A 26,555-nucleotide genomic window follows, 5' to 3' on the forward strand; every position below is an offset into this window, starting at 1 on the left:
ATTTTGCGTCAGTCAGCAAATAAAGCGGAGAGACAACATGTTTGAATTTATGGATAGCCACACTGACGAAGCCGTCATCAAGGTGATAGGTGTGGGTGGCGGCGGCGGCAACGCAGTCGAGCACATGGTTCGTCAAAACATCGAGGGTGTTGAGTTCATTACCGTCAACACCGACGCCCAGGCCCTGCGCAACTCCAGTGCCAACACCACGCTGCAGATCGGTGGTGGCATCACCAAGGGTCTGGGCGCTGGCGCCAACCCGGAAGTCGGCCGCGACGCCGCCATGGAAGACAGGGAAGCGCTGCGTGAGCTGCTGACCGGTTCCGACATGGTGTTCATCGCCGCCGGCATGGGCGGTGGTACCGGTACCGGGGCTGCCCCCATCGTGGCCGAAGTCGCCCGCGAGATGGGTATCCTGACAGTGGCTGTCGTGACCAAGCCGTTCTCCTTCGAAGGGAAGAAGCGGATGGGCTTCGCCGCTCACGGTATCGAAGAGCTGTCCAAGAACGTCGACTCCCTGATCACCATCCCCAACGACAAGTTGCTGAAGGTGCTGGGTCGTGGCATCTCCCTGCTGGACGCCTTCAAGGCGGCCAACGACGTGCTGCTGGGTGCGGTGCAGGGCATTGCCGAGCTGATCACTCGCCCGGGCCTCATCAACGTCGACTTCGCGGACGTGCGTACCGTGATGCGCGAGATGGGTACCGCCATGATGGGTACCGGTTCCGCCTCCGGTGATGACCGTGCCGAAGAAGCGGCCGAGAAAGCCATCTCCAGCCCGCTGCTGGAAGACGTGGATCTGGCCGGTGCCCGTGGCATCCTGGTCAACATCACCGCCGGTATGGACATGACCATCGAAGAGTTCGAGACCGTGGGTAACGCCGTCAAGGCCTTCGCCTCCGAGAACGCGACCGTGGTCGTGGGTACCGTTATCGACCCGGAAATGCACGACGAACTGCGTGTGACCGTGGTGGCTACCGGTATCGGTGCCGAGCGCAAGCCGGACATCACCCTGGTCAAGAGCAGCCAGGTGCAAGAGCGCCCGGTGCGTCAGCCGCTGGTGAGCGACATGATGCAAGGCCGCGTGATGGAAGAAGCCCCGGCCAAGGTGGTGAACGCCGAGCCGCAAGCTCGCCGTGAGCCGGATTATCTCGACATTCCTGCGTTCCTGCGCAAGCAAGCTGACTAAGCCTCTGATGGCTCTGGTTTGTTTGTTGTTTAAGGATTGTGCTATGATGGCCCGGCAACGACCATCTGGTCAGGAATTTGAGCTGTTAAGCGGATACACCCATGATTAGACAAAGAACCTTGAAAACGAGTGTCCAGGCCACCGGTGTGGGCCTGCATTCGGGCCGGAAAGTCACAATGACGTTCCGTCCGGCGCCTGTCAACACAGGGATCGTTTACTTGCGTACCGATCTGAATCCTGTGGTAGAGCTGCCAGCCAACGCCGATCAGGTACGTGATACCGTGCTTTGTACCGCTCTGGTGAACGAAGCCGGTGTTCGTGTGTCGACTATCGAACATCTGTCTGCCGCCCTGGCCGGGATGGGGATCGACAACCTCTATGTGGAGGTTGACGCACCCGAGATCCCGGTGATGGATGGCAGCGCACATCCGTTCATCTACCTGCTGCAGGAAGTGGGTATTCGTGAACAGAATGCACCCAAGCAGTTCGTGCGGATCAAGCAGAGCGTCCGGGTTGAAGACGGCGACAAGTGGGCGGAGTTCCACCCCTATCGCAACGGCTTCAAGATGGATCTCGAGATCGATTTCCAGCATCCGGTGTTTGAAGGCCGCAACCAGCGTTGCGTGCTGGACTTCTCCGGCAGCTCCTTCGTGAAAGAGATCAGCCGTGCCCGTACCTTCGGCTTCATGCGTGACATCGAGTATCTGCGTTCCCAGAACCTGGCGCTGGGCGGAAGCCTGGAAAACGCCGTGGTGCTGGATGACTATCGGGTACTGAACGAAGATGGCCTGCGCTACGAAGACGAATTCGTGAAGCACAAGATGCTGGATGCGATCGGTGACCTGTACATGTGCAACCGCAGCATCATCGGTGAATTCCGTGCCTACAAGACGGGCCATGCCCTGAACAACAAACTGCTGCGTGCCTTGCTGGCCAAGCAGGAGGCCTGGGAACTGGTGACCTTCGAGGGTGAGGGCGAGAAAGCGCCTATCGCTTACTACGACAACGGTCTGGTTCTGGCCTGATAGCTGTGCAACAGGACGTCGGTCACCTCTCCGCACCGACGTCCTGTCATTTGTGTATTCCACTCCTTAATACCGATTATCTCCCGGTTTTATTACCCGTGCGGGCCTCTGGCCTCACCTGACCGAGCAGACAAGTTTCTATGAGCATTACCCTGATCCTCCACGGCAAGCAGCGCCGCAAGGTGCACTTACCCAAACAACGTCTGGCCTGGGTCGGCGGTATTCTCTTCTCCCTGTTGGCAATGGGCGGTGGCTGGCTCTGGCAGAGCTGGCACCAGAAGATGGAAGCGCTGGAAGTGGCGCTGGTCCTCGCGCAACAACAAAAATCGACCCAAGGGGCTGATGAAGCCCGTGAACAGCTTGCCATGCTGGCCGCCCAGGTGGGCACCATGCAGGGGCAGCTGGGTCGCCTCAATGCCCTCGGCGAGCGCCTGACCGAGAAGGCAGACCTGGATCCCGAGGAGTTCAACTTCAAGGAGCTGCCACCCATGGGGGGCCCCTCCTATGATGCGGATCTGGAAGTCAGCCTCAACGAGCTGCAAGATTCTATGGCACACCTCAATCGCCAGCTTAGCAGCCGTGAAGAACAGCTCTCGGTACTTGAATCTTTCATCATGAATCACCATATCACCGATGCCGGTTTTATTTCCGGCTCGCCGGTCAAGCAGGAGCGGGTCTGGATCTCCTCGGGCTTTGGTGGCCGGGTCGATCCGTTCAACGGTCGCGCCAAGATGCACAAGGGCGTGGATTTCCGGGGCAAACCCGGCACCCCCATTCTGGCGACCGGCAAGGGGATCGTCAGCTGGGCGGGACGTCACCCGGAATTTGGCAACATGGTGGAGATCGACCATGGCAATGGTCTGGTCACCCGTTATGCCCACAACTCCAAGCTGTTGGTGGAGGTGGGTACCCTGGTCGATGAAGGCCAGAAGATAGCCCTGATGGGCCGCACCGGTCGTGCGACCGGGGTGCATTTGCATTACGAAGTGTTGAAAGATGGTCGTCAGGTCAACCCCGCACGCTTTCTGAACGCCAGACGGGGTTAGGTTTTTTCTTCAGGTTCCAGTGACGGAACGCTTATATAACCAAAATAGTTGGTACCCATGATTAGCACACTGCTCACCAAGATTATCGGCAGCCGGAACGACAGAACGCTCAAGGCTTTGCGCAAAATTGTAAAACAGATCAATGCGATGGAGCCTCAGTTCGAGGCACTGTCCGATCAGGAACTGCAGGCCAAGACGGCCGAGTACCGTCAGCGTCTGGAGCAGGGTGAGACGCTGGAGCAGCTGTTGCCGGAAGCGTTCGCCACCGTGCGTGAAGCCTCCCGCCGGGTGTTCGGCATGCGTCACTTCGACGTCCAGCTGATCGGCGGCATGGTGCTCAACTCCAACCGCATCGCCGAAATGAAGACCGGTGAGGGCAAGACCCTGACCGCGACCCTGCCGGCGTACCTGAACGCCCTGTCCGGTCGCGGCGTGCACGTGGTGACGGTGAACGACTACCTGGCCAAGCGTGACGCCGAGGCAAACCGCCCGCTGTTCACCTTCCTCGGCATGACGGTCGATTGCAACGTGCCCGGCATGGATGCGTCCCAGAAGCGTGACGCCTACGCCGCCGACATCACTTACGGTACCAACAACGAATTCGGTTTCGATTACCTGCGCGACAACATGGCATTCTCGCCGGAGCAGCGCGTGCAGCGTCCGCTCAACTACGCGCTGGTGGATGAGGTGGATTCCGTGCTCATCGACGAAGCCCGGACCCCGCTCATCATCTCCGGCCCGGCGGAAGACAGCTCCGCCATGTACATCCAGATCAACAAGCTGATCCCGCTGCTGGTCAAGCAGGACAAGGAAGACTCTGAAGAGTACACCGGCGACGGCCACTACACCGTGGACGAGAAGAACCGTCAGGCCCTGCTGACCGAGAACGGCCAGATCTTCGTGGAAGAGCTGCTCAAGAAAGAGGGGCTGCTGGCGGAAGACGACTCCCTGTTCTCCGCCACCAACATCAGCCTGCTGCACCACGTCAACGCCGGTCTGCGTGCCCACACCCTGTTCGAGCGCAACGTCGACTACATCGTCCAGAAGGACGAGATCGTCATCGTCGATGAACACACCGGCCGTACCATGCCGGGTCGCCGCTGGTCCGATGGTCTGCACCAGGCGGTCGAGGCGAAGGAAGGGGTCAAGATCCAGAACGAGAACCAGACCCTGGCCTCCATCACCTTCCAGAACTACTTCCGTCTGTACGACAAGCTGGCGGGCATGACCGGGACGGCCGATACCGAAGCCTTTGAATTCCAGCAGATCTATGGTCTGGATACCGTGGTCATCCCGACCAACAAGCCGATGGTTCGCAAGGACATGGGCGATCTGGTCTATCTCACGGCACAAGAGAAGTACGCCGCCATCATCGAAGACATCCGCGGTTGCGTGGAGCGGGGCCAGCCGGTGTTGGTGGGTACCGTCTCCATCGAGAACTCCGAGCTGCTGTCCGGCATCCTGACCAAGGAGAACATTCCCCACAAGGTGTTGAACGCCAAGTTCCACGCCATGGAGGCGGAGATCGTCGCCCAGGCGGGCCAGACCGGTGCCGTCACCATCGCCACCAACATGGCCGGTCGTGGTACCGACATCGTGCTCGGTGGCAACTGGCAGGCGGAGATCGCCGCGCTGGAGAATCCGACCGAGGAACAGGTTCGCGCCATCAAGGAAGCCTGGCAGGTGCGTCACGACGCCGTGCTGGCCGCCGGCGGCCTGCACATCATCGGTACCGAGCGTCACGAATCCCGTCGTATCGACAACCAACTGCGCGGCCGTTCCGGTCGTCAGGGTGACCCGGGTTCCTCCCGCTTCTACCTCTCCATGGAAGATACCCTGATGCGGATCTTCGCCTCCGATCGCGTGACCGGCATGATGAAGAAGCTGGGCATGGAAGAGGGCGAGGCCATCGAGCATCCCTGGGTGACCAAGGCCATCGAGAATGCCCAGCGCAAGGTGGAAGGTCGCAACTTCGACATCCGTAAAAACCTGCTGGAGTTCGATGACGTAGCCAATGATCAACGTAAAGTGGTTTATGAGCAGCGTAATGAACTGCTGGATACCAACGATATCTCAGAAACCATCCATGTCATCCGTGACGACGTCTACGGCGCCATCATCGACGAGTACATCCCGCCCCAGTCCCTGGAAGAGATGTGGGACGTGCCGGGCCTGGAAACGCGCCTGAAATCCGACTTCGCCCTGGATCTGCCGCTGCAGCAGTGGCTGGCGGAAGATGACAAGCTGTACGAAGAGAAGCTGCGCGAGCGCATCCTGGAAGAAGCCACCAAGCTCTACGCCCACAAGGAGGAGCTGGTCGGCAAGGAGGTGCTGCGCAACTTCGAGAAGGCGGTGATGCTGCAGACTCTGGATGGCCTCTGGAAGGAGCATCTGGCGGCCATGGATCACCTGCGTCAGGGCATCCATCTGCGCGGCTATGCCCAGAAGAACCCCAAGCAGGAGTACAAGCGCGAATCCTTCGATCTGTTCACCCAGATGCTGGAAACCCTCAAGCGCGACGTGGTCAGCATCCTGAGCCGAGTACAGGTCCAGGAGCGCGACGTGGAAGCGATGGAAGAGCAGCAGCGCCAGCAGGCGGAAGCCGCTCCCCGCACTTACACCCATGCGGCCGCCGAGAACCAGCTGGCGGACGAGGAGAGCCAGGGCGAAGCGGCGCCGGTCACCTTCGTGCGGGACGAGCAGAAGGTAGGGCGCAACGACCCTTGCCCCTGCGGCTCCGGCAAGAAATACAAACACTGCCACGGTCAGTTGACCTAAGCTCCCGTGATGATCCATGCACCGCCTTCGGGCGGTGCATTCATTTCAGGGGACAGCACAAGGAGAGGGATGATGAGCAAGGTTCCAACGGGCTGGTGCAAAGCGGCTCATGCCAGCTGGTCGCAAGGAGATCGCCAACAGGCGGTGCAACAGGTGCTGGTACGGCTCAATGCACAGCAGAGCAAACCCGTCCCCCTGCAGTTGCAGTTTGCCTACTACCTCTTCCTGTGCGGCGATCCCGCATCCGCTGCCCAGGTGCTGGAGCAGGCTCACAAGAGCGCCCCCGATGACATCGAGGTGCTGCGCAATCTCTGCGTCTGCCTCTCCCGAGCCAACCAGTATGAGCGGGCTCTGGTGCATCTTGAGCTGCTGGCAAAGCGTGAGCCGGGGGATTATCTGGCGCAGGATGGGCTCTGTAGCTGCCTCGCCAAGCTCGGCCGTCACGACGAGGCGGCCGTGGCGGGCACCCAGGCGCTGACGCTGAAAGACGAGGCGAGAGGTCCCTTGCCTGCGGGCTGGTCTCTCCCCGCCATGGGCCCGGATGCCTGGCTGGCATCGCAGGGAGAGCGACAGAGCGTCATCGCCTTTTCGCTGTGGGGCAAGGCGCCCCGCTATCTGAGGGGCGCGCTCGACAACGTGCTAGCGGCTGCCTACCTCTATCCGGGCTGGCGGGTGCGCTTCTATGTGGATGAGAGCGTGCCGGCGGAGCTGCTGGATTGTCTGCGAGAACACGGTGCCGAGGTGATGATGCAGCCCGCCGGCCAGTCTCTGCGCGAGCGGCTCTGCTGGCGCTTCCAGGTGGCCAACGATCCCGGGGTCGGGCGTTTTCTCATCCGTGATGCGGACTCCGTGCTGAATGCCAGGGAGCGCGTAGCGGTCGATGCCTGGCTTGCATCGGGGCACTGGTTCCATATCATGCGTGACTGGTGGAGCCACACCGATCTGGTGCTGGCGGGCATGTGGGGCGGGGTGGCCGGCGTGCTGCCCTCTCTGGCGCCGATGCTCGCGACTTACCAGTCGGGCAACATGGAGACGCCGAACATCGATCAGTGGTTCCTGCGCGACTGTGTGTGGCCCTGTCTGCGCGTGAGCAGCCTGATCCACGATCGCTGCTTCACGCCGCAAGGAGCCGAGCCCTGGCCCTTGCCTTCACCCGCGGGCAACGAGCACGTGGGGCAGGATATCTTCATGGCCCAGGGGGCACGGCAGGCCAGCCGCCTGACACCCTGGATGGCCAGATTGTCATCTTTACGTTGAGGACGAAAATGGAAGCGAAGAAACGGATCTGGGTGGCGGTCGGCGTCATCGAAAATGAGAAGGGGGATATCTTCCTCGCCAAACGCTCCTCAGACCGCCACCAGGGCGATCGCTGGGAGTTCCCGGGGGGCAAGGTCGAATCAGGGGAAGACCTGCTCACCGCGCTGGACAGGGAGCTGTGGGAAGAGATTGGCATCCGGGTGCAGGACTGCAGCCCTTTCATGGAGCTGCATCACGACTATCCGGACAAGCAGGTGCTGCTGGATATCTGGAAGGTGACCCGCTTCCATGGAGAACCGTTCGGCAAGGAGGGGCAGGAGTGCCGCTGGGTGCCGCTGGCCGCCCTGCATGAGTACCAGTTCCCCGATGCCAACGGCCCTATCGTTGCCCGGTTGCAGCAACAGCTCGCTCAATAAAGCATGAGGGTGTGCAGCCCGGCAGGGGGGCCACCGTCAACATCATGAAAAAGGGCCCATCGGGCCCTTTTTCATCTCTGGCTTATTGCCACTGCTCCCCTTCCTCGGGGTAGGGCAACAGCTCGGGATCGATCTCGCCGGGAATGCGTTTCTCTTCATCGGCCCATTCACCGAGGTCGATCAGCTGGCAACGCTTGCTGCAGAAGGGGCGAAACAGGCTCTCGGGAGTCCATTCAACCTCGCCCTGGCAGGTGGGGCATTTTACCTTGGTGACCATGTCGTTTTCTCCTCAGCAGCAGGCGAGCTGGAAAGGCACGTCGCCTATCTGTTGCTCGGCGGTGGGCAGGAAGCGCAGGGCGAAGCGGTTCTTGTGGCCGCTCAGGGTCGGGTAGGCGGGCTGGCCGCCTGGCAGACGGATGCGGATGAGCTCGGCGCCCTCAGCGGTGTCCTGGAAGAAGCCGTTGGTGGCGACCTGATCGCTGAAGTTGCCGGATTCCCGCCACAGGCGCAGCAAGAGCGTGATGGCGTTCATCAACAGGTTGATGTCGCTGAGCCATTGCTGCATCTGCTGGTGGCGGGTGACGGCGGGGGTCGCCAGCCAGTGATGCAACTGGGGCACGTCGAAGGCGCACAGGCCGCCGGGAATGGAGAAGCGCTGGCGGATGGAGCCGAGCAGGCGATCTTCCTTCAGACGGGCGCCGGGGCGAGGGGAGTGCAGCAGGCTGCGGGAGAGCTGGGTGCTCTCCTGCTGCATCCGCTGGACTTGCTCGAGGTCCACATCCGGCAGGCTGGCCCAGTGGCTCAGCCGCTGGCCGAGACGTTCCAGATCCTTGATGAGATCGGCGCGCAGATCACCGCGCTCCAGCAACTCCTGCAGATCGAACAACCCCTTGAAGAAGGCGATGTGTGCCCAAGGCTGGTCACTCTCCAGATTGTCGCGGATCTGGGAAAACAGGGACTCCAGACGAAGATAGGTCCGGCTTTTTTCATTGAGGGGGAAGTCGTAAATCATGCCTAATCCTGGCCAGCCATAAACCGGCCTAGTGTACTCAGTGTTGGTGGGCTTGTTGAGAGGCAAACACCAGATATGTTTGGTGCAGCGCGAAAATCCGCGCAGAAATGGTCTCACTCGACCCATTCTGGTTGTCCAGCACGTCATCTGCTGCCGCGAGGCGCTCTGCCCGGCTGGCCTGAGCCGCCAGTATGGCCTGCGCCTGTTCCCGGCTGACGCCATCCCGGCGACAGGTACGCACTATCTGGGTCTCTTCATCCACGTCGATCACTAGCACCCGGTTGGCGAGGCTGGTGAGCTTGTTTTCGACCAGCAGAGGCACCACCAGCAGGCAGTAGGGGGAACTGGCAGCGGCGCACTGGCGCAACATCTCGCTGCGAATGAGCGGGTGAAGCAGTGCGTTCAACCACTGCTTCTCTTCTGTGTGGTTGAAGATGCGGTCACGCAAGGCGCGTCTGTCCAGCGTCCCGTCTTCCCCTAGCATAGCGGCGCCAAAATGCTCGGCGATGGCCGCCAGCGCCGGGGTGCCGGGCTTCACGACGTCACGGGCAATCACATCGGCGTCGATCACATCGATGCCGAGCGCTGCAAACTGGTTGGCGACAGTGGTCTTGCCGCTGCCAATGCCGCCGGTAATCGCTACCACATACATTGCTTTAACCTCGTTTCGTCAGAGCACCCAGTCCAGGTACCAGCGGGTGATGCTATCTCCCCACAGCAGCGCTGCCCAGCTCGCGATGGCGAGATAGGGGCCAAAGGGGATGGGATTGGCCTGATGGTGTTTGCGCAGCGCGATGAGCCCGATGCCGATGATGGCACCGACCAGGGAGGAGAGCAGCAGCACGATGGGCAAGGCTTGCCAGCCGAGCCAGGCGCCGAGGGCTGCCAGCAGCTTGAAGTCGCCATACCCCATGCCCTCCTTGCCGGTGAGCAGCTTGAAGGCCCAGTAGAGGCTCCAGAGCACCAGGTAGCCCACCATGGCGCCCACCACCGCGTCTCCCAGCGAGACGAATCCCCCCAGCAGGTTGAACAGCAGGCCGGCCCACAAGAGCGGCAGGGTGAGCTGATCCGGCAGCAGCATCTTGTCCAGATCGATGAAGGTGAGTGCAATCAGGGTCCAGGTCAGCACCAGGGCGGCCAGGGTGCCCCAGCCCGGAGTGAGGGTCGCCGCAACCACCACGGACAACAGGGCCGTCAGCAGTTCGACCAGGGGATAACGCACCGAGATCGGCGCCTGACAGCTGCGGCAGCGCCCCTTGAGCCAGAGCCAGCTCAGCAGGGGAATGTTCTCGATGGCCGTGATGGCATGACCGCAATGAGGGCAGCAGGAGCGTGGCACCATCAGGTTGTAGGGGGGAACAGAAGCTGCTGCGGGTTCGCTGTCGAAGTAGCTGCGGTATTCGGCCTGCCAGTCGCGCTCCAGCATGATGGGCAGGCGATGGATGACCACATTGAGGAAGCTGCCGATCATCAGGGAAAAGAGGAAGATCAGGGAAAAATAGAGCCAGGGCAGCGCCTGAGCCAGTTCGATGAGAGAGGCCATAATCAACCGCGTTTGTTGGAAAGGGGCTGCGAATGACCGGGCCTGACTAGCCGCGCTCCGGCCGGTCACTCGCGCGCAGGGGCTAGTGTATCACAGAGCCCAGTTTGAAGATGGGCAGATACATGGCGACCACCATGCCGCCGACCAGCACCCCGAGCACCACCATGATGAGGGGTTCGAGCAGACTGGTGAGACCGTCGACCATGTCATCCACCTCCTGCTCGAAGATGGTCGCCACCTTGGAGAGCATGTCATCGATGGCGCCGGACTCCTCACCGATCATCACCATCTGGATCACCATGTCGGGGAAGAGGTCGACGGTGCGCATGGCGACGTTGATCTGCATGCCCGCCACCACTTCGTTGCGAATAGCCATGATGGCGGTGCGATAGACATAGTTGCCGGAGGCGCCGGCAGAGGAGACCAGGGCATCCACCAGGGGGATACCGGCGGAGAAGGTGGTGGAGAGCGTGCGGGCGAAGCGCGCCATGGCCGCCTTGTGCAGGATGGATCCCACGATGGGGATGCTGAGCACGAATTTGTCCGTGTTGTCGCGCACCTTCTGGGAGCTGCGCCAGGCCCGCACGTACAAGAAGATGGCGAGGCCGATGCCGCCGAAGATCAAATACCACCAATCCTGCATGAAGCGGGAGATGGCGATGACGAAACGGGTGAAGGCGGGGAGCTCGGCCCCGAAGCTCTTGAAGATGTCTTCGAACTGGGGAATGACGAACAGCAGCAGGATGGAGGTCACTACGATGGCCACCAGGATGACCATGGTCGGGTAGAACATCGCCTTCTTGATCTTGGACTTGAGTGCTTCGCTCTTCTCCCGGTAGGTGGCGATCCGGTCGTAGATGGTCTCCAGCGCGCCGGAGTGCTCCCCCGCTTCCACCAGATCGCAATAGAGATCATCGAAGTGACGAGGATGGCGACGCAGCGCCTCGGACATGGGGGTACCGGTCTCCACATCGGCGGCAATCTGGCCTATCAGTTCGCGCACGGCGGCTTTTTCATGGCCGCGAGCGATGATCTGCAGACTCTGCACCAGGGGCACGCCGGCGGAAAGCATGGTGGTGATCTGGCGGGAGATGACGGCGATGTCCATGGGCTTGATCTTGGCGCCGCCCTTGGAAAACAACCCCTGACTCTGCTTGCTGACCTTGGTGACGTTGACGCCCTGCTTGCGCAGCTCGATTTTGACGGTGTTGATGCTGTCGGCCTGCAATTCGCCAGAGACTTTCAGCCCCTTGCGATTGACCCCGTGCCAGCGGAAGGAGAAGACTTTTTTCGGGGTGTTCTGTCTTTGCGCTAATGTGGCCATCACTGCATCCTGCAATTGGGCGGCGGTAGCCGGAGCGGATCCTCTGTCCGGCGTATCGTGCTGTCAGATTTTAATTCTGACCAGCTCATGATTCTTGAAATAAGTGGTTTTAAAACGCCACGCTAGTTTGTGGTTATTCTGTTTATTTCAGCCAGGCTGGTGACGCCCAACCGCGCCTTCTCAAGGCCCGAGGTTCTCAGATTGCGCATCCCCTCTTTCTGGGCAATGGCGGCAATCTGCAAGGAGTTGGCCCCCTGCATGATGAGCCTGGCGATATTGTCGGACATCAGCATGATCTCATAGATGCCGACCCGCCCTCTGTAACCCCCCGAACACTCCTTGCAGCCCACGGGTTTGAACAACCGCAGCCCCGCGATCAACTGTTGTTGGCTGAAACCGAGCTCCAGCAGCTCGTTCTCGGGGATCACCTCTGGCGCCTTGCAGTGTTCACACAGCTTGCGAGCCAGGCGTTGGGCCATGATGAGGGTCACCGAGGAGGCGATATTGAAGGCGGGCACCCCCATGTTCATCATCCGGGTCAGCGTCTCGGCCGCCGAGTTGGTGTGCAGGGTCGAGAGCACCAGGTGGCCGGTCTGGGAGGCCTTGATGGCTATCTCGGCGGTTTCCAGATCCCGGATCTCCCCCACCATGACGATGTCAGGATCCTGGCGCAGGAAGGAGCGCAGAGCGCTGGCGAAGGTGAGACCCGCCTTGGGATTGATCTGCACCTGATTGACCCCCGGCAGGTTGATCTCCACCGGATCCTCGGCGGTGGAGATATTGACCTCCAGCGTGTTGAGAATGTTGAGGCCAGTATAGAGGGAGACCGTCTTGCCCGAGCCGGTGGGGCCGGTCACCAGGATCATACCCTGGGGCTTGGAGAGGGCGTTCAGGTATTGGGCTTTCTGTCTGTCGTCGAAACCGAGTTGATCGATGTTGAGGCGCGCCGCCGACGAGTCCAGCAAGCGGATGACGATCTTCTCGCCCCACATGGTCGGCAGGGTGTTGACCCGCATGTCCATGGACTTGCTGCGGGACAGTTTCAGCTTGATCCGGCCATCCTGGGGCAGCCGCCGCTCGGCGATATCGAGCCTCGCCATCACCTTGAGGCGGGCGGCGAAGCGATTGGCCAGATTGACCGGCGGGGTGGCAATCTCGTGCAGTATGCCGTCGATGCGAAAGCGGATCCGGTACTTGGTTTCGTAGGGTTCGAAGTGCAGATCCGAGGCGCCACGCTTGATGGCATCCATCATGATCTTGTTGATGTACTTGACGATGGGGGCATCGTCATCCGCGGTGTTGACGCTCTCGTCGAGCCGCGAGCTCTCATCGGTGACTTCGAGCTCGGAGATCTCGGCCTCATCGATATGATCCATGCCGAGGGCATCCTGCTCACTCTCCATCAGCTTGGCGATGGCGGTGGTCAGCTTGCTCTCTTCGACCAGCAGGGCCTCGGTGTGCAGCCCGAAGCTGAATCCGAAATCCTCCAGCGCCGACACATTGGTCGGATCCGACATGGCGATATAGAGGGTGTGGCCCTGGGTGTAGATGGGCAGCACATGGTGCTTCTCAATCAGCTTCTGATTGAGGTATTTCTGCGGGATCTCGGCCAAGTCGAAGGCGGCAAGATCCAGCAGAGGTACCCCATATTCCAGTTCACAGAAATCGGCGAGGGCCTTGCTGTCGAGGATATCGTTTTCAATCAGGAAGGTCACAAAGGGTTTGCGCTGCGCCCTGGCCTGGCTCAGATAGCGTTGTGAGTCTGGCTCACTGAGGAGGGAAGAAGCGGCCAGGCTGGTGGCCAGGCCGCTATTGGGGCTAGAGGTCATGCGTTAGCAAATACCGGTGCTGGTGCAGGTACTGCCGCTAGCGGCTTGGGCCCAGATAACTTGGCCATTGTTGAAGCTTCCTTGCAGAATATAGGTATTCTCTGTGGAGGCAAAGGTAGAGGTTTTACCCGTAGCTGTAATATTTACAGCCGCACTGCTACCACCAATACTCACGGCAGAGACATAGCTATCTGCAGAGGATGATCCACTAACTGCTGCCGGGATACCGTTGGAACCTGCAGTGAAGCAGCTAGCTAAGCTCCCATCTCTTTGCGCACATACTTCGACAGCAGTTTTAAAAGCACCTGTTGCTGAGACTACTTCGGAGAACTTCGCCTTCTTGGTATAGGTCTGATACGCCGGCAGGGCGATAGCGGCCAGGATGGCGACGATCGCGACCACTATCATCAATTCAATAAGGGTGAAGCCCGACTGTTTCTTCATGTCTCTGTTCATGTCAAATATCCTTTTTTCCATGGTTCCTGAGAAGTGCCGGTGGAATTCTGTCCACACGCCAGTATCTTATCCGAGCGCTTAAAGTTGGCAACAGAGGTTGTCACCTTGTTAACCATTTTCCTGCTGTTTAGTGAAAAATATAGAAAAATCAAAGATTAAAAAGCCTCTAATGACTCTTTCAATGGCAGGGGGGGCCCATGTCACACTCCTTATGTCGTGGGATCCTGCATAAAGAAAAGGCGCCTGTGGCGCCTTTTGCAAGTTTCGAGTCCTGTAATATCTGGCAGTACAGTCAGATGGCGTTTTTGCCGGTGAGATCAGACAAAGCGCATCGAGAGATCCAGTGCTCTCACATGCTTGGTCAGGGCGCCGACCGAGATGAAATCGACGCCGGTGGCGGCATAGCTGGCCAGGGTCTCCAGAGTGACGTTGCCGGACACCTCCAGTTTGGCGCGGCCCTGGTTCAGGGTCACCGCTGCTTTCATCATGGGGATGTCGAAGTTGTCCAGCATCACGATGTCGGCCAGGGCCGCCAGAGCCAGCTCCAGTTCGGCCAGCGATTCGACCTCCACTTCGACCGGTTTGCCCGGGTTGAGGTGACGCGCCTGGGCGATGGCTTCCTGAATACCCCCGCAGGCCAGGATGTGGTTCTCCTTGATGAGATAGGCATCGAACAGCCCGATGCGATGGTTCTTGCCACCGCCGCAGGTGACGGCATATTTCTGTGCACTGCGCAGGCCCGGCAGCGTCTTGCGGGTATCGAGCAGGCGGCAATCGGTGCCTTCCAGCTCGGCCACATAGCGGGCGGTGAGGGTGGCGACGCCACTCAGGGTCTGCACGAAGTTCAGCGCATTGCGCTCGCCGGTCAGCAGTATCCGGGCGGGGCCATGGAGGCGGAACAGCTCCTGATTGGGGGAGAGCTTCTCGCCATCCTGCACCAGCCACTCCACCCTGACCTCGCCGCCGAGCTGGGCAAATACCTCGTCAACCCAGGGCTGGCCGCAGAAGACACCGGCTTCACGGGTGATGACCCGGGCGGTGGAGAGGCGATCGGTCGGGATCAGCTGGGCCGTGATATCGGCGCTGGCATCCGGTTGATCCAGTGCGGTGAGGGCATCGCCCAAGTCTTCGAGTAGCGCGGCGCGCACGGCGCGGCTGATGTCCTGTTGTAGCATGCCTTATTCCTGCAGGGGTCTGAGAAGCAACTGCCTCTCCTTTTGGCGTAATTCCAGCCGGCCGAGGGCATTCATGCCCACCAGGATCTCTTCCCCGTCGGTGGCCGGATTGATAAAGACGGTCAGATCGTACAAGGTCAGCGGCCCCATCGCCAGGCTTTCGATCCGGCTAGTCTGGACCTGGATCTCACCGGCGGCCGTCTTGACCCGGCTGTGCCCGGTGGGAATGAGGCCGAGGCGCTCGGCCACCTGGCTCGGGATCGTCACCAGGGTGGCACCGGTGTCCAGCAGCAGTTGCACCGGCTGACCGTTGATGGCACCCTCCAGACGATAATGGCCGCTGGCATCGGCCTTGAGCAGCAGGTCTCCGCTGGCGGTCACCGTGGGCTTGGCGCTGGAGTAGAAGTAGAGGGTCAGCAATCCCAGCAGGGAGAGCCAGGCCAGCAGCCAGAGCCGGCGTGCCATCGGGTGCATATAGGATCCGGTATCGCGCGAGTTGATGCCTGAGCCTAACACAATTTCATCCATGGATTCAGAGGCTTGTTTCTCGTTTCAGGCGACGGGAGCGGGTTGCCATGGGATCTCTTTTCTCAGTCAGAATGAGCCGACGATGACGCAGCCCAAAGCCCTTTTCTCTATCGATGCCGACGGTTGGTGCGAGCAGGCCCGTCGGGTGCCCTCACCCCATCACAACGAGCGGGCCAGCCCGGATGACATCTCCCTGCTGGTGGTGCATGGCATCAGCCTACCCCCCGGGCAGTTTGGGGGCCCCTGGATCGACGATCTCTTCCTCGGCCAGCTGGATCCCGATGCTCACCCCTATTTTGCCGATATCCATCAGTTGAAGGTCTCCGCCCACTGCCTGATCCGGCGTGACGGCGAGTTGGTGCAGTATGTGCCGTTTGGTGCGCGTGCCTGGCACGCCGGGGTGTCGAGCTGGGAGGGGAGGGAGGCCTGCAACGATTTTTCCATCGGCATCGAGCTGGAAGGGACGGACGAGGCTCCCTATAGCGATGCCCAGTACGAGGTGCTGGCAGGACTCAGTAGGGCCATATCACGGCACTATCCGTCAATTACCGCTGAACGGATCGTGGGTCATTGCGACATCGCGCCAGGGCGCAAGAGCGATCCCGGTGAGAGTTTCGAATGGGATCGTTACAAGTCACTTCTCAATTTTGAACAGTGATTTGCAACATTAGTTTGTGTTTTTAAAATCAATGGCTTGCCACCAAGGTGAGCCATTTTTCATGCTGTTGGTTAAATGTTATCTGCAAGTCCCCCCGAAAATATTGGTCTGACCATTTTCTTTGAGCTAGGTCATAATTCCTCTTCTTTACCCCTAAAGTGGTGCCTTTAGATCTTGATGCAGATCATATTTCGGGTGGACTTTTCCCAAGCCCTCTGCTAATTTTCGCCCCATTCATAGAATTGGTAATACCAATTTAACAAAGTAGCCTCATGCCCTATATCAAGATTACTCAGCCCAAACTGGCCGACGCCATCGTCGCCGAGCTGGAAAGCATGATTCTGGAAGGCAGTTTGCAGCCGGGGCAAAAATTGCCACCCGAGCGTGAACTCGCCATCCAGTTTCAGGTTTCGCGCCCATCGCTGCGCGAAGCCATCCAGCGTTTGGAAGCGAGAGGGCTCTTGTATCGGCGCCAGGGGGGCGGCACCTATGTGCAGAATGCCTTGAGCAAGGGGATCGCCGATCCCCTGTTCGAGTTGCTCAGCACGCACCCGGAAGCCCAGTACGACCTGCTGGAGTTTCGTCACGCACTGGAAGGCATCTGTGCCTACTATGCTGCGTTGCGGGGAACTGATGCCGATTTCGAACGCATTCGCCTGGCGCAAGCCGCCATCATCGATGCGGGCCAGCAAGGGTCGCTGGTGGCTGAATCAGCTGCCGTTACCCAGTTCTATCTGGCGGTGGCCGAGGCCTCCCACAACGTGGTGCTGCTGCACCTGTTGCGGGCCATGGGCCCCATGCTCGAACAGAACATTTTACGAAATAATGAGATTTTGAATCGCCGTCCGGGAGTGGTCGCCAAGATCCGTCGCCATCGTGCGTCACTGATCGAGGCTATCCTGTCGGGGGCTCCGGAGCGGGCCAGGGCTGCTTGTCATGAGCACCTGGCCTTTATCGAGGACACCTTGTTGGATATGCAGAGGGAAGACAGCCGGATCCAGCGATCCATGCGTCGGATCCGTCAGCAGGAAAACTAATCCCACAAGGCTTTATTGTCGAATGCTTGCGCTCTTCGCCGTGCAATGCCGTGCAATCACAACAAATAGGAACCAGCCATGTCTGATATCCTGAAGAACGATGTGGACCCGATAGAAACGCTGGAGTGGCTTGCCTCTCTGGAATCCCTGCTGCGTGAAGAGGGTCCGCAACGCGCTCAGTTCATCCTTGAACAACTGGCCGAGAAAGCCCGCATCAGCGGTGTGGACGTGGCTGAAAAGGCAAATCGCGACTACATCAACACCATTCCTGCCAGCGACGAACCGGCTTACCCGGGCGACCTGGAGATGGAACGCCGCATCCGCGCCATCATCCGCTGGAATGCCATGATGATCGTGCTGCGTGCCTCCAAGAAAGACCTGGACCTCGGTGGTCACATGTCTTCCTTCGCCTCTTCCGCGACCATCTACGAAGTCTGCTACAACCACTTCTTCCGCGCTCGCAGCGAGAAGGACGGTGGCGATCTGGTCTACTTCCAGGGTCACATCTCCCCGGGCATCTACGCCCGTGCATTTGCCGAAGGTCGTCTGACCGAAGAGCAGCTGGACAACTTCCGTCAGGAAGTGGACGGCAAGGGTATCCCTTCCTATCCGCACCCGAAACTGATGCCGGACTTCTGGCAGTTCCCGACCGTTTCCATGGGTCTGGGCCCCATCGCCGCCATCTATCAGGCTCGCTTCCTGAAGTACCTGACCGACCGTGGCATCAAGGATTGCTCCGAGCAGACCGTTTACGCCTTCCTGGGTGACGGTGAGATGGACGAGCCGGAAGCCAAGGGTGCCCTGACCGTTGCCGTGCGCGAAAAGCTCGACAACCTGGTATTCGTGGTCAACTGCAACCTGCAGCGTCTGGACGGCCCTGTTGTCGGTAACGGCAAGGTCATCAACGAGCTGGAAGGCCTGTTCTCCGGCGCTGGCTGGGATGTCACCAAGGTCATCTGGGGTCGCAAGTGGGATGAGCTGCTGAAGAAAGACACGTCCGGCAAGCTGATCCAGCTGATGAACGAGACCGTGGACGGCGACTATCAGACCATGAAGTCCCGCGATGGCGCTTACGTCCGTGAGCACTTCTTCAACCGTTACCCGGAAACCGCCGCGCTGGTCAAAGACATGACTGACGAGGAGATCTTCGCCCTGAACCGCGGTGGTCACGACCCCCGTAAACTGTTCGCCGCCTTCTCCAAGGCCGCAGCGACCAAGGGCAAGCCGACCGTCATCCTGGCCAAGACCATCAAGGGCTATGGCATGGGCGAAGCGGCCGAAGGCAAGAACATCGCTCACCAGGTCAAGAAGATGGATCTGGGCTCCGTTCGTCACCTGCGTGATCGCTTCAACCTGCCGGTCACCGACGAGCAACTGGAAAAGCTGCCGTACCTGAAGATCGAAGAGGGTACCGAAGAGCACAAGTACCTGCACGCCCGTCGCACCGCCCTGAAGGGCTACGTACCGACCCGTCTGCGCGAGAGCACCACCAAGCTGGACATCCCTGCACTGGACGCTTTCGGCCCGCTGCTGGGTGAACAGGCGCGCGAGATCTCCACCACCATGGCGTTCGTGCGTTCCCTGAACGTGCTGCTCAAAGACAAGTCCATCGGCAAGCGTATCGTTCCGATCCTGGCTGACGAAGCCCGTACCTTCGGGATGGAAGGTCTGTTCCGCCAGATCGGCATCTACAGCCCGCATGGTCAGCAGTACACCCCGCAAGACCGTGACATCGTCTCCTACTACAAGGAAGACAAGCAGGGTCAGGTTCTGCAAGACGGCATCAACGAGCTGGGCGCCATGTCCTCCTGGCTGGCTGCTGCGACCTCTTACAGCACCAACGACTGCCCGATGATCCCGTTCTACATCTACTACTCCATGTTCGGCTTCCAGCGGATCGGCGACATGGCGTGGGCAGCCGGTGACCAGCAAGCCCGTGGCTTCCTGCTGGGCGCGACCTCCGGTCGTACTACCCTGAACGGCGAAGGTCTGCAGCACGAAGATGGTCACAGCCACATCCTGGCCGGTACCATCCCGAACTGCATCTCCTACGATCCGTCCTACGCCTATGAAGTCGCAGTGATCATGCAGGACGGTCTGCGTCGCATGTACGGTGAGAAGCCGGAGAACGTCTTCTACTACATCACCACCCTGAACGAGAACTATGCCATGCCGGCCATGCCGGAAGGCGCCGAGGAAGGCATCCGCAAGGGTATCTACAAGCTGGAAACCGTGGCCGGCAACAAGGCCAAGGTACAGCTGCTGGGTTGTGGCTCCATCCTGGGTCACGTGCGCACCGCCGCCCAGATCCTGGCCACCGAGTACGGCGTGGGTTCCGACGTGTTCAGCGTCACCTCCTTCAACGAACTGGCCCGTGACGGTCAGGACGCGGATCGCTGGAACATGCTGCACCCGACTGCCGAAGCGCGTGTACCTTACATCGCACAGGTGCTGGGCACCGACGCCACCATCGCCGCGACCGACTACATGAAGTCCTTCGCCGATCAGGTGCGTGCCTTCGTACCGACCGAGAACTACCGTGTACTGGGTACCGATGGTTACGGTCGTTCCGACAGCCGTGCCAACCTGCGTCGTCACTTCGAAGTGAACGAGTTCTACGTAGTGGTGGCTGCCCTGACCGAACTGGCCAAGCGTGGCGAGATCGACAAGCAGGTCGTGGCCGACGCGATCAAGAAATACGGCATCGATGCCGACAAGGTTAACCCGCTGCACGCCTAAGAGAACGGAGGAGCCGTCCGGCATTGCGCCGGGCGGCTTCTTGCCAGTTTTGGTGACAGTAGAAGCAATGGCAATTACCCGGTTTGGTAGTGGTTTATAGGCCAAATGGGCCCTTGCATAGGTTAACGCGACAGACGCGTAAGAGGATAAAGCACAATGTCCAAACAGATTATGGTGCCGGATATCGGTGCCGATGAAGTGGAAGTGACCGAAATCATGGTCGCCGTGGGTGACAAGGTCGAACTGGACCAGTCCCTGATCGCCGTGGAAGGTGACAAAGCCTCCATGGAAGTACCGGCCCCTGCCGCCGGTATCGTCAAAGAGATCCTGATCAAGGTGGGCGACAAGGTTGCCACCGGTTCCCAGATCATGATCTTCGAAGCCGAAGGCGCCGCCGCGGCTGCCCCGGCTCCGGCTGCTGCCCCGGTTGCGGCCGCCGCCCCGGCCGCTGCACCCGCTGCCGCTGCCCGCAAAGACGTGCACGTGCCGGACATCGGTGACGACGAAGTGGACGTGACTGAAATCATGGTCGCCGTGGGCGACATGGTCGAAGCCGACCAGTCCATCATCGCCGTGGAAGGTGACAAGGCCTCCATGGAAGTGCCGGCACCGTTCGCGGGCCGCGTGGTCGAGATCAAGGTTGCCGCTGGCGCCAAGGTCTCCACCGGTTCCCTGGTGATGGTATTCGAAGTGGCTGGCGCCGCGCCTGCCGCCGTCGCTGCACCGGTTCAGGCCGCCGCCCCCGTGGCTGCTGCCCCTGCCGTTGCCGCCGCCAAAGAGGTCAACGTACCGGACATCGGTGGTGACGAAGTGGAAGTCACCGAGATCATGGTCGCCGTGGGTGACAAGGTCGAAGCCGACCAGTCCCTGATCGCCGTGGAAGGTGACAAGGCTTCCATGGAAGTGCCTGCGCCGTTCGCCGGTGTGGTCAAAGAGATCAAGGTGAAGGCGGGTGACAAGGTCTCCACCGGTTCCCTGATCATGGTATTCGAAGTGGCTGGCGCCGCTCCTGCTGCTGCCGCGCCGGTTGCCCAGGCTGCCGCTCCTGCACCGGCTGCCGCCGCTCCTGTGGCTGCTGCCCCGGTTGCCCAGGCCGCCGCGCCTGCTGCCGCTTCTGACTTCGTTGCCAACGATGCCTACGTCCACGCCTCTCCGGCCGTGCGCCGTCTGGCCCGTGAGTTCGGCGTCAACCTGGCCAAGGTGAAAGCCTCCGGTCGCAAGGGTCGCATCGTCAAAGAAGACGTGCAGGCCTATGTGAAGGATGCGGTCAAGCGCGCCGAGTCCGCACCGGCTGCAGGTCAAGGCACTGGCAACGGCATGAGCGTTCTGCCGTGGCCGAAGGTGGACTTCAGCAAGTTCGGTCCGGTCGAAGAGCTGGAACTGACCCGGATCCAGAAGATCTCCGGTCCTGCCCTGCATCGCAACTGGGCCATGATCCCGCACGTCACCCAGTTCGACGAAGCCGATACCACCGAGCTGGAAGCGTTCCGCAAAGAGCAGAACATCCTGGCCGAGAAGCAGAAGCTGGACGTGAAGATCACCCCGCTGGTGTTCATCCTGAAGGCTGCCGCCAAGGCCCTGGAAGCGCATCCACGCTTCTGCAGCGCCCTGTCCGAAGACGGCACCAAGCTCATCATGAAGAAGTACATCCACATCGGTGTGGCGGTAGACACTCCGGGGGGCCTGGTGGTGCCGGTGGTTCGCGACGTCAACAAGAAGGGTATCTTCGAGTTGTCCCGCGATCTGGCGGAGATCTCCAAGAAGGCGCGTGCCGGCAAGCTGACCGCCGCCGACATGCAGGGTGGTTGCTTCACCATCTCCAGCCTTGGCGGCATCGGTGGTACCAGCTTTACCCCGATCGTCAATGCGCCGGAAGTGGCCATCCTGGGCGTCTCCAAGTCCGACTTCAAACCGAAGTGGAACGGCAAGGAGTTTGAACCGCGCCTGATGTTGCCGCTGGCCCTGAGCTATGACCACCGTGTCATCGACGGTGCCGACGGTGCGCGCTTCATCACCACCCTGAGTGGTGTGCTGTCCGACATTCGTCGACTGGTCCTGTAAGTGAGAGGGTGGGCCCAAAGCCCACCCTTTCTGCTTCTCATTTCATTAACAGGATTGTAAACTTGCCCCGTTTTTTTCACGGCTGCAGCCGCCTTGTCTGGCATAAGACTGTGCTGTCCGGGGATATAAGAACGACAAAGAGGTCATGATGAGTAAAGAAATCAAAACCCAGGTCGTAGTACTGGGTGCTGGCCCTGCCGGTTATTCCGCTGCTTTCCGCGCCGCCGATCTGGGTCTGGATACCATTATCGTCGAGCGTTACTCCACCCTGGGTGGCGTCTGCCTGAACGTGGGCTGCATCCCGTCCAAGGCGCTGCTGCACGTTGCCAAAGTGATCGAAGAAGCCAAGGCGCTGGCCGAGCACGGCATCGTCTTTGGTGCCCCGCAGACCGACATCGACAAGGTGCGTCTGTGGAAAGAGAAGGTCATCAACCAGCTGACCGGCGGTCTGGCCGGCATGGCCAAGATGCGTAAGGTGCAGGTTGTGAACGGCTTCGGCAAGTTCACCGGCCCGAATACCCTGGAAGTGGAAGGTGCCGACGGCAAGACGACCGTGACCTTCGACAACGCCATCATCGCTGCGGGTTCCCGCCCGGTGAAGCTGCCCTTCATCCCCCATGAAGATCCGCGCGTATGGGACTCTACCGATGCGCTGGAACTGACTACCGTACCGGGCAAGCTGCTGGTCATCGGTGGCGGCATCATCGGCCTGGAGATGGGTACCGTGTACTCCTCCCTGGGTTCCGAGATCGACGTGGTGGAGTTTGCCGATCAGCTGGTACCGGCTGCGGACAAAGACATCGTCAAGATCTACACCAAGCGCGTTGCCAAGAAATTCAACATCATGCTGGAGACCAAGGTCACCGCCGTTGAAGCCCGTGAAGACGGCCTGTACGTCTCCTACGAAGGCAAGCACGCGCCGGCCGAGCCGGTACGTTACGACAACGTGCTGGTCGCCGTGGGCCGTGTGCCGAACGGCAAGATGCTGGATGCCGAGAAGGCTGGCGTCACCGTGACCGAGCGCGGTTTCATCGAGGTGGACAAGCAGCTGCGTACCAACGTGGCTCACATCCACGCCATCGGTGACATCGTCGGCCAGCCGATGCTGGCTCACAAGGGTGTGCACGAAGGCCACGTGGCGGCCGAAGTCATCGCCGGCAAGAAGCACTATTTCGACCCGAAAGTGATCCCGTCCATTGCCTACACCGAGCCAGAGATGGCCTGGGTCGGTCTGACCGAGAAGGAAGCCAAGCAACAGGGCCTGAACTTCGAAGTCGCCACCTTCCCCTGGGCTGCTTCCGGCCGTGCCATCGCTTCCGACTGCGCCGACGGCATGACCAAGCTGATCTTCGACAAGGAGAGCGGCCGCGTCATTGGTGGTGCCATCGTGGGCACCAACGGTGGTGAACTGCTGGGTGAAATTGGTCTGGCCATCGAGATGGGCGCCGACGCCGAAGACATCGCGCTGACCATCCACGCTCACCCGACTCTGCACGAGTCCGTGGGTCTGGCCGCCGAAGTGTTCGAAGGCTCCATCACCGACCTGCCGAACGCCAAGGCCAAGAAGAAGAAATAAGCTTCTTCCTGCCCGACAAGAGCCGCTCCCAGGAGCGGCTTTTTTGTTTTTCAAGGTTGAAAGAGATTTGTTTGAGGCTATTTGCTATGCTGAGGCCTCGCCTATCAACCACCGACAACGCCATGCAGATCCCGCCCATCCCGGAACACGAACGCCAACGCCTTGATGGCCTGCGCCGCCTCGCCATTCTCGATACTTCCGCCGAGGAGAGGTTCGATCGCATTACTCGAATGGCTCGCAACATGTTCGAGGTGCCCATCTCGCTTATCTCCCTGGTGGATGAGGAGCGGCAGTGGTTCAAGTCCCGTTGCGGCCTGGAGGCGCGGGAGACCCAGCGGGATATCTCCTTCTGTGGTCATGCCATCCTGGGGGAGGGGGTCTTCGTCGTGGAAGATGCGGCGCTGGACGAGCGTTTTGCCGACAACCCCCTGGTGCTGGGGGCGCCCCATATCCGTTTCTATGCCGGTTGTCCCCTGCATATCGCCGGTGGCTACAAGGTGGGGACCCTCTGTCTCATCGATCGCACGCCACGTCAGCTGGATGAGCGTCAGCTGTCGCTGTTGACCGATCTGGCCGGCATGGTGGAGCACGAACTCGCCGCCATCCAGCTGGCTATTCTGGATGAGCTGACCGGCATCACCAATCGCCGTGGCTTCATCATGCTGGGGCAGAAGTGCCTGCAACTCTCCCATCGACAGGGACGGGAGGCGAGCCTCTTGTTTCTCGATCTCAATCGTTTCAAGGAGATCAACGACAACCTGGGGCACGAGGTGGGGGACGACGCCCTGCGCGAGATGGCGCTCCTGCTCTCCCGGGTGTTTCGCAACGCGGATATCTTCGCCCGCCTCGGCGGGGACGAGTTCGTGGTCTTGCTGCCGGGCATAGGCCCCGAGCTGGTGACCCGGGTATTGACCCGTTTCGAGGCGGCGCTGGCGACGTTCAACCGGGAGGCTGGAAAGCCCTACCGGCTGCAATGTTCCACCGGGGTTGCCCATTATGATCCCGCCCAGCCGGCGGATCTCGAGTCACTGTTGCAGCGGGCGGACAAGCAGATGTATGACCGCAAGAAGGGGGGCTGACGAGCCGCTGCCCTCTGGATTGCCGCCAAACAACAAGGGGACGCATCGCGTCCCCTTGTTGCATTTCACTCGAGCTTACAGCCGGAAATTGCCGACCAGCTTGTCGAGCTCGCCGGCGAGCTGCTGCAGGCTGCGGCTGGACGCCGTCAGCTGGTGGGCGATGTCGGCGGTCTCCATGGTCAGCTGGTTGATGTCCTCCACGTTGCGATTGAGCTCACCCACCACGCTGGACTGCTCCTCGGTGGCGGTGGCGACCTGGATGTTCATGTCGCTGATCTGGGTGATGTGACCGGTGATCTGGCCGAGCGCCGCATTGGCCTCGTCGGCCTGGCTGACCACGGCCTGGCTCTGGTTGCGGCCCTGGGCCATGGCGCTGACGGCGCGGGCGCTCTGCTCCTGCAGGCTGTTGATCATGGTCTGGATCTCGGCGGTGGAGGCGGCGGAGCGGCTGGCGAGGTTGCGAACCTCGTCGGCGACCACGGCGAAGCCGCGGCCCTGCTCGCCGGCCCGGGCGGCCTCGATGGCGGCGTTGAGAGCCAGCAGGTTGGTCTGCTCCGAGATGCTGCGAATGGTGTCGAGAATGCTGCCGATGGAGTCGGTCTGGCTGGCCAGGGACTCGATGACGCCGGCAACCTGCTCGATCTCGGTGGAGAGGCCGACGACGCCGTGACGGGCCTGAGCCACCACCAGGGCGCCCGCATCGGCCTGCTCGTTGGCCTGCTTGGCCACGTCGGCGGCCAGCGAGGCGTTACCGGCGATCTCGGTCACCGTGGCTCCCATCTCGTGGATGGCGGTGGCGACCTGCACGGTACGATCCCGCTGGGCGGTGCAGTTGTGCTGGGTCAGCTGGGCCTTGGCGGCGAGGTCGTTGGCGGTGGCGGCGACCTCGCGGGAGTTGTTGGCGACCTGTTCAATGGCACCGTGGATGCGGGCCACAAACTGGTTGAAGCTGCGGCCTATCTCGGCCAGCTCGTCCTTGCCGCTGAGGCTGGCGCTGCTGTCCAGTGCCAGGTGGCGGGCCACATCCCCGATATGCTGCTGCAAGAAGGAGACACGGTTGCGCAGCCCGATCAGAATGAGGACCGAGACGAGCAGGGAGATGGCGAGGGCGGCGACTATGATGGCGATCATCTGGTTGCGACCGCTGCCATAGCTGCGCTCGCTCAGCTCGTTGCGTTGCTGGGCCTGCTGGATCAGGCCGTCGAGCAGGGCATTGGCCCCCTTGCGCATGACCCCATAGCTCAGGCTGTAGCGATCCCGATAGAGGGCGCGGGCCTCATCCATCCGGTTGTCCGACAACGCTTGCAGCATGGGGGTCAGCTCGTCGCGCTCCATGGCGGTGAACTGATCGAGCAGGGTCTGCGCCTCGGCGCGGGCGGCGGGATCTACCTGGGCATTGACCGCCTGCTCCATGGCTTGACGCATCTCGGGAATATCTTCCTCTCGGGTCTCCTTGACCCGGGTCAGCACTCCCTTCTCATCCCGCAGCGAGGTGTCTTGCAGCAGCATCATGTCGATGCCGACTCGCATGCGTGGAATGCGGGAGGCCACTTCCGCCATGGCCCGCATGGGGGTCGCGGTATTCTGGAACAACTCGTCGGCCTGTTGCTTGATGTGTCCCATGCTGCGCAGGCTGGCCGCGCCAACCAGCAGCAGGGCGAGGCAAGGCACGGTGACCGCCAGGATGAGTTGGTTTTTGATGGTGAGTTTGCCAGCCAGCATGTTGACTCCTTGGTTCGTTGTTGTGTCGCTAATCTAGCGGCTTGTCATGACAATCGTTGTCATGAACGGGCCGGCACTCCATGCCGACCCGGTAAAACAAGGGCG

At 60.7% G+C, this 26,555-nt stretch carries 22 protein-coding genes; 12 read left to right on the forward strand and 10 right to left on the reverse strand.

The window, feature by feature from the left end:
• Nucleotides 1-37: 37 nt before the first annotated feature.
• The 6 genes from ftsZ to mutT all read left to right on the forward strand — a co-directional run bounded on the left by ftsZ (nucleotide 38) and on the right by mutT (nucleotide 7,711).
• On the forward strand, nucleotides 38-1,189 hold the full coding sequence (ftsZ, locus tag ABNP46_RS02275) for a cell division protein FtsZ (protein ID WP_349920812.1): 1,152 nt from the start codon (nucleotides 38-40) through the stop codon (nucleotides 1,187-1,189).
• Between the two features lie 101 nt (nucleotides 1,190-1,290).
• Entirely contained in the window at nucleotides 1,291-2,214 is a 924-nt protein-coding gene (gene lpxC / locus ABNP46_RS02280) for a UDP-3-O-acyl-N-acetylglucosamine deacetylase (protein WP_349920813.1), read from the forward strand.
• Between the two features lie 140 nt (nucleotides 2,215-2,354).
• On the forward strand, nucleotides 2,355-3,260 hold the full coding sequence (locus ABNP46_RS02285) for a M23 family metallopeptidase (RefSeq protein WP_349920814.1): 906 nt from the start codon (nucleotides 2,355-2,357) through the stop codon (nucleotides 3,258-3,260).
• 57 nt (nucleotides 3,261-3,317) lie between these two features.
• Nucleotides 3,318-6,038 carry a preprotein translocase subunit SecA gene (secA, locus tag ABNP46_RS02290; protein WP_349920815.1) on the forward strand — a complete coding sequence of 907 codons (2,721 nt, stop codon included), beginning with the start codon at nucleotides 3,318-3,320 and terminating at the stop codon, nucleotides 6,036-6,038.
• 72 nt (nucleotides 6,039-6,110) lie between these two features.
• Nucleotides 6,111-7,295 carry a tetratricopeptide repeat protein gene (locus tag ABNP46_RS02295; RefSeq protein ID WP_349920816.1) on the forward strand — a complete coding sequence of 395 codons (1,185 nt, stop codon included), beginning with the start codon at nucleotides 6,111-6,113 and terminating at the stop codon, nucleotides 7,293-7,295.
• Nucleotides 7,296-7,303: 8 nt separating this feature from the next.
• Nucleotides 7,304-7,711, forward strand: coding sequence for an 8-oxo-dGTP diphosphatase MutT (mutT, locus tag ABNP46_RS02300; protein WP_349920817.1), 408 nt, complete (start codon nucleotides 7,304-7,306; stop codon nucleotides 7,709-7,711).
• Nucleotides 7,712-7,793: 82 nt separating this feature from the next.
• Here mutT and yacG read toward each other — a convergent pair whose 3' ends face one another.
• The 9 genes from yacG to ABNP46_RS02345 form a co-directional block, all read right to left on the reverse strand.
• Nucleotides 7,794-7,988: a DNA gyrase inhibitor YacG gene (gene yacG, locus ABNP46_RS02305; RefSeq protein ID WP_349920818.1), complete on the reverse strand. Its 195-nt coding sequence runs from the start codon at nucleotides 7,986-7,988 to the stop codon at nucleotides 7,794-7,796.
• 12 nt (nucleotides 7,989-8,000) lie between these two features.
• Nucleotides 8,001-8,723 (reverse strand): cell division protein ZapD, encoded by a 723-nt coding sequence (gene zapD, locus ABNP46_RS02310; RefSeq protein WP_349920819.1) that lies wholly within the window; start codon nucleotides 8,721-8,723, stop codon nucleotides 8,001-8,003.
• Between the two features lie 37 nt (nucleotides 8,724-8,760).
• A complete protein-coding gene (gene coaE, locus ABNP46_RS02315; protein WP_349920820.1) occupies nucleotides 8,761-9,375 on the reverse strand; it encodes a dephospho-CoA kinase in 615 nt (204 codons plus the stop codon).
• A gap of 18 nt (nucleotides 9,376-9,393) precedes the next feature.
• A complete protein-coding gene (locus tag ABNP46_RS02320; protein ID WP_349920821.1) occupies nucleotides 9,394-10,266 on the reverse strand; it encodes a prepilin peptidase in 873 nt (290 codons plus the stop codon).
• A gap of 82 nt (nucleotides 10,267-10,348) precedes the next feature.
• On the reverse strand, nucleotides 10,349-11,590 hold the full coding sequence (locus ABNP46_RS02325; RefSeq protein ID WP_349920822.1) for a type II secretion system F family protein: 1,242 nt from the start codon (nucleotides 11,588-11,590) through the stop codon (nucleotides 10,349-10,351).
• A 122-nt stretch (nucleotides 11,591-11,712) separates the two neighbouring features.
• Nucleotides 11,713-13,419: a PilB family type IVa pilus assembly ATPase TapB gene (gene tapB / locus ABNP46_RS02330; RefSeq protein WP_349920823.1), complete on the reverse strand. Its 1,707-nt coding sequence runs from the start codon at nucleotides 13,417-13,419 to the stop codon at nucleotides 11,713-11,715.
• Nucleotides 13,420-13,422: 3 nt separating this feature from the next.
• Nucleotides 13,423-13,875, reverse strand: a complete 453-nt coding sequence (locus ABNP46_RS02335; protein WP_434476170.1) for a pilin — start codon at nucleotides 13,873-13,875, stop codon at nucleotides 13,423-13,425.
• A 317-nt stretch (nucleotides 13,876-14,192) separates the two neighbouring features.
• Nucleotides 14,193-15,050 (reverse strand): carboxylating nicotinate-nucleotide diphosphorylase, encoded by an 858-nt coding sequence (gene nadC / locus ABNP46_RS02340; RefSeq protein ID WP_349920824.1) that lies wholly within the window; start codon nucleotides 15,048-15,050, stop codon nucleotides 14,193-14,195.
• Between the two features lie 3 nt (nucleotides 15,051-15,053).
• On the reverse strand, nucleotides 15,054-15,524 hold the full coding sequence (locus ABNP46_RS02345; protein WP_349920825.1) for a retropepsin-like aspartic protease family protein: 471 nt from the start codon (nucleotides 15,522-15,524) through the stop codon (nucleotides 15,054-15,056).
• Nucleotides 15,525-15,660: 136 nt separating this feature from the next.
• Here ABNP46_RS02345 and ampD point away from each other — a divergent pair, with 136 nt between their 5' ends.
• From ampD to ABNP46_RS02375, 6 genes are all read left to right on the forward strand, one after another.
• A complete protein-coding gene (gene ampD / locus ABNP46_RS02350) occupies nucleotides 15,661-16,236 on the forward strand; it encodes a 1,6-anhydro-N-acetylmuramyl-L-alanine amidase AmpD (RefSeq protein WP_349920826.1) in 576 nt (191 codons plus the stop codon).
• 272 nt (nucleotides 16,237-16,508) lie between these two features.
• Nucleotides 16,509-17,273 (forward strand): pyruvate dehydrogenase complex transcriptional repressor PdhR, encoded by a 765-nt coding sequence (pdhR, locus tag ABNP46_RS02355; protein ID WP_349920827.1) that lies wholly within the window; start codon nucleotides 16,509-16,511, stop codon nucleotides 17,271-17,273.
• A 78-nt stretch (nucleotides 17,274-17,351) separates the two neighbouring features.
• Complete coding sequence (gene aceE, locus ABNP46_RS02360; RefSeq protein WP_349920828.1) at nucleotides 17,352-20,012, forward strand: pyruvate dehydrogenase (acetyl-transferring), homodimeric type; 2,661 nt, start codon at nucleotides 17,352-17,354, stop codon at nucleotides 20,010-20,012.
• A gap of 156 nt (nucleotides 20,013-20,168) precedes the next feature.
• A complete protein-coding gene (gene aceF, locus ABNP46_RS02365; protein WP_349920829.1) occupies nucleotides 20,169-22,073 on the forward strand; it encodes a pyruvate dehydrogenase complex dihydrolipoyllysine-residue acetyltransferase in 1,905 nt (634 codons plus the stop codon).
• Between the two features lie 148 nt (nucleotides 22,074-22,221).
• Complete coding sequence (gene lpdA / locus ABNP46_RS02370) at nucleotides 22,222-23,649, forward strand: dihydrolipoyl dehydrogenase (RefSeq protein WP_349920830.1); 1,428 nt, start codon at nucleotides 22,222-22,224, stop codon at nucleotides 23,647-23,649.
• A gap of 122 nt (nucleotides 23,650-23,771) precedes the next feature.
• Complete coding sequence (locus ABNP46_RS02375) at nucleotides 23,772-24,728, forward strand: GGDEF domain-containing protein (protein WP_349922342.1); 957 nt, start codon at nucleotides 23,772-23,774, stop codon at nucleotides 24,726-24,728.
• Between the two features lie 75 nt (nucleotides 24,729-24,803).
• On the opposite strand, the gene ABNP46_RS02380 is transcribed toward ABNP46_RS02375, so the two are convergent.
• The gene (locus ABNP46_RS02380) at nucleotides 24,804-26,450 is read right to left on the reverse strand and encodes a methyl-accepting chemotaxis protein (protein ID WP_349920831.1); all 1,647 of its coding nucleotides are present in this window, start codon (nucleotides 26,448-26,450) and stop codon (nucleotides 24,804-24,806) included.
• Between the last annotated feature and the right edge of the window lie 105 nt (nucleotides 26,451-26,555).

The sequence above is a fragment of the Aeromonas veronii genome (genome assembly GCF_040215105.1).
GTDB classification, from domain to species: domain Bacteria; phylum Pseudomonadota; class Gammaproteobacteria; order Enterobacterales; family Aeromonadaceae; genus Aeromonas; species Aeromonas veronii_G.